Origin of the sequence: Streptomyces ipomoeae 91-03 (genome assembly GCF_000317595.1) — a bacterium.
Classification (GTDB): domain Bacteria; phylum Actinomycetota; class Actinomycetes; order Streptomycetales; family Streptomycetaceae; genus Streptomyces; species Streptomyces ipomoeae.
In genome coordinates this window covers 1-5,459 of sequence record NZ_AEJC01000468.1, presented here as the reverse complement: position 1 = coordinate 5,459, position 5,459 = coordinate 1, and the positions used below count along the sequence as shown (strand labels likewise).

General features: G+C 73.1%; 5 protein-coding genes. 3 read left to right on the top strand and 2 right to left on the bottom strand.

From position 1 onward, the window contains the following. Together STRIP9103_RS30660 and STRIP9103_RS30655 are read right to left on the bottom strand one after the other, a co-directional pair. On the bottom strand, nt 1-691 hold a 691-nt coding region (locus STRIP9103_RS30660; RefSeq protein ID WP_009326900.1), incomplete at its 3' end, for a peptidoglycan-binding domain-containing protein. A gap of 76 nt (nt 692-767) precedes the next feature. Next, nucleotides 768-2,054 (bottom strand): sensor histidine kinase, encoded by a 1,287-nt coding sequence (locus STRIP9103_RS30655; RefSeq protein ID WP_048821294.1) that lies wholly within the window; start codon nt 2,052-2,054, stop codon nt 768-770. 238 nt (nt 2,055-2,292) lie between these two features. Between STRIP9103_RS30655 and STRIP9103_RS30650 the strand changes: the two genes are divergently transcribed. From STRIP9103_RS30650 to STRIP9103_RS30640, 3 genes are all read left to right on the top strand, one after another. Beyond that, nucleotides 2,293-2,583, top strand: coding sequence for a hypothetical protein (locus tag STRIP9103_RS30650; RefSeq protein WP_324605705.1), 291 nt, complete (start codon nt 2,293-2,295; stop codon nt 2,581-2,583). A gap of 18 nt (nt 2,584-2,601) precedes the next feature. After that, nucleotides 2,602-3,285 (top strand): ABC transporter ATP-binding protein, encoded by a 684-nt coding sequence (locus STRIP9103_RS30645; protein ID WP_009326901.1) that lies wholly within the window; start codon nt 2,602-2,604, stop codon nt 3,283-3,285. Nucleotides 3,286-3,445: 160 nt separating this feature from the next. Beyond that, complete coding sequence (locus tag STRIP9103_RS30640) at nt 3,446-5,449, top strand: FtsX-like permease family protein (protein WP_009326903.1); 2,004 nt, start codon at nt 3,446-3,448, stop codon at nt 5,447-5,449. Nucleotides 5,450-5,459: the final 10 nt, after the last annotated feature.

The window sequence follows — 5,459 nt, the reverse complement described above, 5'->3', positions numbered from 1 at the left end:
AGCGGGCCACGGCCTCCATCAGCACGACGTCGTACCGGCCCGAGGTGGAGCCGTTGTCGTACACGTTCGGGATGCGGCGCAGCCGCTGCTGGAGTTCGGAGACCTCGGGGCCGCTGTCGCCCTCGCGGAGGGTGCCGGCGCCGTCCGGGTCGGCGCCGCCGGCGTCGTCGGGTGCCGGGGCGGAGGTCGCGGGTGCCGACGGGGTCGCGGTGGGCTTGGCGGGGCTCGCCTCGGTGTCCTTGTCACCGCCGGGCAGCAGGAGGGCGGCGCCGAAGCCGAGGAGGGCCGCCGCGCCGACGCCGACGACGACCGCGGCGCGCTTCAGGCCCGCGCCGCCGCCGGAGGGTGCCGGGCGGCGCCTCGGTCGTCGTCCGTCCGAGACGACCGTGTCGGCGCCGAAGTCCTCGCCGACCATGACCGGGGGCAGTTCCTCGGTCTCGTACTCCGACGACTGCGGCAGGATGCGCTTGCGGGGCGGCGCCGGGGGCGGGGTCCGTGGACCCGGGGTCGCTTCCGTCACCGGGGGTACGGCGACGGTCTCGTACTCCTCGTTCGAAGTGGTCGTCCCCTTGTACAGCTCCATCTCGCGCAGCAGTTCCGCCAGGGCCTCGGTCCGGCGTCGGCGCATGACATAGGTGGGCTCGATCGTGCGGCGCTTCGTCGTCGGCCCTGGTTCGGGCGGTATCGACACGCTGATCTCCTTCCGTGCACGCGGTCTCCCGCCATCCCCGTGAGGAGATACGGGAAGTCCGGCCCGGAGGTTCAGCTCACCCGGCGGCGGGAGTGGTGGGGAGCACGGCGACGACCTCCCAGCCGGGGCCGTCCCCGCGGTGGCGGGCCTGGATCCGGCCGCCGAGCGCGATGACGCGTTCGGTGAGGCCGACGAGCCCGAAGCCGCCGCCGCGGGCCGCTTCCGGGAGGCGGGCGCCGCCCCGGCCGTCGTCGCGCACCGCGACCTCCAGGTCACCGTGGGCGTAGCGGAGGGAGACGGTGACCTCGGTGGCGTCGGCGGCGTGCCGGCGGACGTTGGTCAGGGCCTCCTGTGCTACGCGGAAGGCGGCGGCCTGGACCTCGTGCGGCAGATCGTCGGGGACCGAGGGGTCCCGGTACAGCCGCGCCGTGCGTCCGTCGACACCGCCGACCCCGTCGAAGCCGCGGACCAGTTCGTCGATGCCCGCCAGATCACCGACCGGGCGCCGGTCGGCGGCCTCGTCCTGGTCGTCGTCGTGCTCGCGCAGGACACCCACCGTGCGCCGCATCGACGCCAGCGCCTCGGTGGCGGCCCGCTCGATGCCCGCGAGGACGGGATCCAGCCTCCCCCAGACTTCGTCCGGGGGGACCCCCATCTCGCTTCGCTCGGGCTCAGTGGTGGCCATCAACCGCGCGACCTGCGTCTGCACGAGGATCCCGGTGACGTGGTGGGCCACGAAGTCGTGCAGGTCGGCGGCCATGGCGAGGCGCTCGGCCCGGCGGGTCTCGGTGACGGCTCGCGTACGGCGGTCGTCCAGGGTGCGCAGATAGGCGGCGATGCCCGCCGCGACGCCTGCGAACAACAGCAACAGCATCGTGACGCCGAGGATGCTGTCGTCCTGGTCGAGGAGGAAGTACGGCAGGGGCAGGGCGATCAGCACGCAGCCGTCGAGCACTCCGCAGACCAGTGCCCAGCCCGGCGGGCAGGTACGGACGGCGACCACCAGCAGACAGAGGAGCACGGCGGCCTGGCCCAGGCCGAATCCGCCCTCCTCCCCCGTGACGAACAGGGTGAGGATGTTCGCGGCGGCCACGAGGGCCGGGACACTCGTACGCACCTGCGGGGTGAGCCAGGCCGGTCGGCGGCGTTCCGGCCACAGCAGCGCCACCAGGCCCACGACCAGGGAGCACAGGTGCAGCCAGAGGAAACCGGCTTCCTCCGTCCCCAGCAGGACGAAGTCGGATCCGCCGGCCAGGATCAGGGCCACGATGCCGCCGATGCGCAGGCAGCCCGGCTTCGCGGAGCTCACCGGCCGTTCGGTGCCGCCGCCGGCGGGGTTCTGGGTGTCGAGCGCGAGGTTCACGCGGATCACAGTAGGCAGCCCCGTGGCCGGCCGTATCGGCCGTACGGCTGAGGGAGGGCGCCCGGAGGGTCGGGAAGCCTGGCCGTTCGGCCGAGGCGCCGGGCCCCTCCGCCGCGAGAGGTTGGTGGCCACAACCTCCTTGTCGACCTCTGGAGCACCTCATGCCGAGCAAGCCCCTGATCATCACCGGCGCCGCGGTCGCGGCCGTGGCCGTCGGCGCCGGTGCCCTCACTACGCGATGAGCGGCACGGAGTCCAGCACTGGGCTGGACCGGTTCAGCGCCGTGACCGTGGACGGGCAGAAGGCCCTGAGCGGGAACATCGTCGGGGGCCGTACCGAGTCGAAGTACCACCCGCTGCCCTGGATCGGCAGCGACGTGTCGGGCGTGCGGTGCCCCGATCTGAAGGCCGTGGCCGGAACGGAGGTGACATGCACCGGCAAGGGTGGCGACGGCGAGAAGGTCTCCATCCCGGTCACCGTGGTGAAGGCCACGGACACGTCCGTCACCTGGAAGTTCGAGCGCAAGTAGAAGGGGTCCCGGCACATCATGAGCACCGTTCTGGCCGGTCACGGCCTCACCAAGAAGTACGGCACCACCACCGCCCTGGCCGGCGTGGACGTGAGCGTCGCCGAGCGCGAGTCCCTGGCCATCATGGGCCCCTCCGGCTCCGGCAAGTCCACCCTCCTCCACACCCTCGCCGGCATCGTCCGACCCGACGGCGGCCAGGTGCTGCTGCGCGGTGAACGTATCGACGACTGGCGCGAGAACCGGCTCAGCGCGCTGCGTCGCAAACGCTTCGGGTTCGTCTTCCAGTTCGGCCAGCTGCTGCCGGAGCTGCCCGCCGAGGAGAACGTCGCCCTTCCCCTGATGCTGGAGGGCGTGCCCCGCCGCCAGGCGGTCAAGCAGGCCCGCCGCTGGTTCGCCCCGCTCGGCCTCACCGGCCTGGAGCAGCGCCGCCCCGGCCAGCTCTCCGGCGGCCAGGCCCAACGCGTCGCCATCGCCCGCGCCCTGGCCGTGGAACCGGACGTCGTCTTCGCCGACGAACCCACCGGCGCCCTCGACCAGTCCACCGGTGAGGAGGTCATCCGCCTCCTCACCTCCGTCACCCGGGACCAGGGCGCCTCCCTCGTCATGGTCACCCACGACCCCGAGGTGGCCGCCCACTGCGACCGCGTCCTCCAGGTGAGGGACGGCCGGATCAGCGGCTTCAGCCAGTACACGGTGGTGTGAGAGCCGCATCCTGCACAAAGCGCGGTCCCAAAGCGGGGCACAGCCCCTGATGGGGGCACAGCCCCCAAAGGGGCGCGGGGAACTGCGCGACCAGCCCCACACAACCCGCAGCCGCCAACCCACAAGAACGACCGAGCTATTAGGCACCCCGGAGACCCCAATGCGCTCCCCCGTCCTGCCACTGACCTGGCACCTGGCCCGCTCCTCCGGGCGCCGCGGCCTGCAAAGCCACCTCCTCTCCGCCGCCGCGGCAGCGGTCGGCGCCCTCGTCCTCCTGCTCCTCCTCGCGGCAACGCTCGGCGCCGGCACCCGCGCCGACCGCACGGCCTGGCGCACCCCGGACGCCGTACCGGCGAAGCAAGCCACGGCCGTACAGACGCTCGGCACCATGTATGTGGGACACGAGCCGATCACCGTCGTCTCCCTGGCCCAGCTCCCGAACCGGCCGGCGACCCCCGCCCCGCCGGGGCTGGACGGCTTCCCGTCCCCCGGCAACACCTACCTCTCCCCCGCCCTGGAGAAGCTGATGAGGGAGCTGCCCGCGAAGCAGCTCGCGGACCGCTTCTCCAGCAGGACCGACTTCGGCACGATCGGCGAAGCCGGCCTCGCTGCGCCGGAGGAACTGGTCGCGGTCGTCGGCCGCACTCCCGACGACCCCGCGATCACCCGCGCCCCGGAGGGCGACGCCCTCGACGTCCTCGCCGCGCACGCCTGGATCGACGGCTTCGCGGGCACGAAGCCCAGCCAGTTCACCGTCTTCGACCAGCAGGCCGCGATCATGGGCGGCGGTCTCCTCGTCGTGCCGGTGATCGTGCTTGCCTCGGCGGCCGGCCGGCTCGGTGCCGCTCGCCGGGAGCAGCGGCTGGCGGCCCTGCGGCTGGCCGGGGCGACCCCGAGGCAGATCCTCGCCATGACCGGCGCCGAGTCGGCGGTGGTCGGCCTGGCCGGCGGACTCGCCGGCGCGCTGGCCCACGTCCTGCTGATACCGGTCCTGGCGCGCGTGCCGTTCGGCATCGGCTCCTGGTACGCCGGGCAGCTGTGGGTCGGGGTGTCGTGGCTGCTCGCGGTGGTCGTGGCCGTGGCCGTGCTCACGGCGATCAGCGCGATGAGCACGCTGCGTGGGGTGGCGCGTTCGCCGCTGGGTGTGGCGCAGCAGGCGAATCCGCGCCGGACGCGGGTGATCCGGCTGGTGCTGTTCGCCGCCGTCCTGCTGTATGTGACGGTCACGGCCCGTGGTGGCGGTCTGACCGTCGGACAGTCGATCGCGTTGATCGTCCTGGTGTACGGGGCGTTCTGGACGCTCGGCCCGTGGGTCGTCGACATGCTGGGCAGGGTGCTGAGCCGTTTCGCGCGCCGCCCGGCGACGATGCTGGCGGCGCGTCGACTCAGCGACGATCCGCGCGGCGCGTGGCGGACCGTGAGCGGGCTGGTCCTGGCGGGGCTCGTCGCCGGGTTCTTCACCGTCGGCCAGGTCGGCATCATCGGGACGACGTACCCGGGTCAGGTCGCGGTGCGGACGGAGCAGCAGAAGCCGCGCGAACTCGCCGTGCGGGCTCGCGAGTTGCTCGCCGATGCCGGGGTGAAGGCGACCGTGCGACCGCAGAACGAGGACCAGTGGGACGGGCTGCTGGGGGGCGACAAGGGCATCGTGGTGCGGGTCCGGGGCGGGCAGGACCGGATCGACACCGCCACGACGGCGCTGGCCTCGCTCTCGCCCGGGAACCTGCCGTACCCCGAGGACTACGTCAACGCCGAGAGCGACATGACGACCAGGCTCATCGGTCAGATGGGGCTCGCGGTCCTCTCCCTGGGCTTCCTCGTCGCCGCGGCCTCCGCCGGGCTCACCGCGGCGGCCACGGTGCTGGACCGACGGCGGGTGTACGGCCTGCTGCGGCTGGCGGGTACGCCGCTGAAGGTCCTCGACCGGGCGCGGATCCGTGAGACCGCGGTGCCGCTGGTGGTCCTGGCCGGCGGGACGACGGCGACCGGTATCTACGCCGGGCTGAAGGTCAACGAGACGTTCCAGGTGACGACGGACTCCTCGGGTGCCCTACGGCTCGCCCTCTGTGTGGGCATCGGCACGGTGACCATGTTCGCCGCGCTCGCCGGGAGCCGGCCGCTGCTGCGGAAGGTGACGGCGGAGCGGGCGCAGGATCCCGACTGACGGGGAGGGC